2 protein-coding genes and 1 pseudogene are annotated in these 1202 nt (G+C 64.6%); all 3 read left to right on the top strand.

The window, feature by feature from the left end; genetic code table 11:
- A partial coding sequence (locus tag H4O11_RS19235) for a sugar phosphate nucleotidyltransferase (protein WP_246333616.1) occupies positions 1 to 554 on the top strand: 554 nt, incomplete at its 5' end.
- Positions 551 to 1108 (top strand): dTDP-4-dehydrorhamnose 3,5-epimerase, encoded by a 558-nt coding sequence (gene rfbC, locus H4O11_RS19230; protein ID WP_182342678.1) that lies wholly within the window; start codon positions 551 to 553, stop codon positions 1106 to 1108. The genes H4O11_RS19235 and rfbC, both read left to right, overlap by 4 nt.
- A pseudogene (locus H4O11_RS19225) lies at positions 1105 to 1202 on the top strand (sugar nucleotide-binding protein); the annotation flags it as partial. The gene rfbC and the pseudogene H4O11_RS19225, both read left to right, overlap by 4 nt.

Below are 1202 nucleotides of genomic sequence, written 5' to 3'. Positions count from 1 at the left end.
ACGTGTTCCATGGCCACGGCCTGACCGAAGTGCTCAAGCGTGCCGATGCACGCCAGGCCGGCGCCACCGTGTTCGGCTACTGGGTCAACGATCCCGAGCGCTACGGCGTGGCCGAGTTCGACAACGACGGCAAGGTGATCGGCCTGGTCGAGAAGCCGGCCCAGCCGCGTTCCAACTATGCGGTGACCGGCCTGTATTTCTATGACGGCAAGGCCAGCGACCATGCGGCGGAGCTGAAGCCCTCGCCGCGTGGCGAGCTGGAAATCACCGACCTCAACCAGCGTTACCTGGATGAAGGCGCACTGCACCTGGAGCCGCTGGGACGTGGTTATGCCTGGCTGGATACCGGCACCCACCAGTCGCTGCTGGAGGCCTCCAACTTCATCGAGACCATCCAGACCCGGCAGGGCCTGCAGGTGTGCTGCCCGGAGGAAATCGCCTTCGGCAATGGCTGGATCAACGCCGAGCAGCTGGAAGCGCTGGCTGCGCCGCTGATCAAGAATGGCTACGGCCAGTACCTGCATGCCATGGCCGTACGAGGAAATGTCCCGTGAAAGTAATTGAAACAAAATTGCCGGGTTGCGTGGTGATCGAGCCGGCGGTATTCGGCGATGAGCGCGGTTATTTCTTCGAGACCTGGAATGCCGAGCGTTTCAAGGCGCTGGGCCTGCCGGACCGCTTCGTGCAGAGCAACGTGTCCACCTCCGCCAAGGGCGTGCTGCGCGGCCTGCATTACCAGTGGCCGCGGCCGCAGGGCAAGCTGGTCAGCGTGCTGGAGGGCGAAGTCTACGACGTGGCGCTGGATATCCGCCGTGGTTCGCCAACCTTCGGGCAGTGGGAAGCGGTGCTGCTGAGCGCGGAGAACAAGAAACAGTTCTGGATCCCCGAAGGCTTCGCGCACGGCTTTGCGGTGCTGTCCGAGCGCGCGGTGTTCAGCTACCTGTGCACCGATGTGTACGTCAAGGAGGCCGATGCCGGCGTGCGCTGGAACGATGCCGATGTCGCGGTCGACTGGCCGATCAGCGGCCCGACCCTGTCGGCCAAGGATGAGAACGCGCCGTTCCTGAAGGACATCGCCGAAGAGCGGCTGCCGGTGTTCGTCCCATGACGATCCTGGTGTTCGGTGGCAACGGCCAGGTCGGGCAGGAGCTGTTGCGCGCACTGAAGCCGCTCGGCGAGGTGCAGGCCACGACCCGCAGCGG

The organism is Stenotrophomonas tumulicola (genome assembly GCF_014117215.1).
Taxonomy (GTDB): domain Bacteria; phylum Pseudomonadota; class Gammaproteobacteria; order Xanthomonadales; family Xanthomonadaceae; genus Stenotrophomonas; species Stenotrophomonas tumulicola.
The sequence above is the reverse complement of the archived record's forward strand: the minus strand, read 5'-3'. Positions and strand labels throughout refer to the sequence as shown.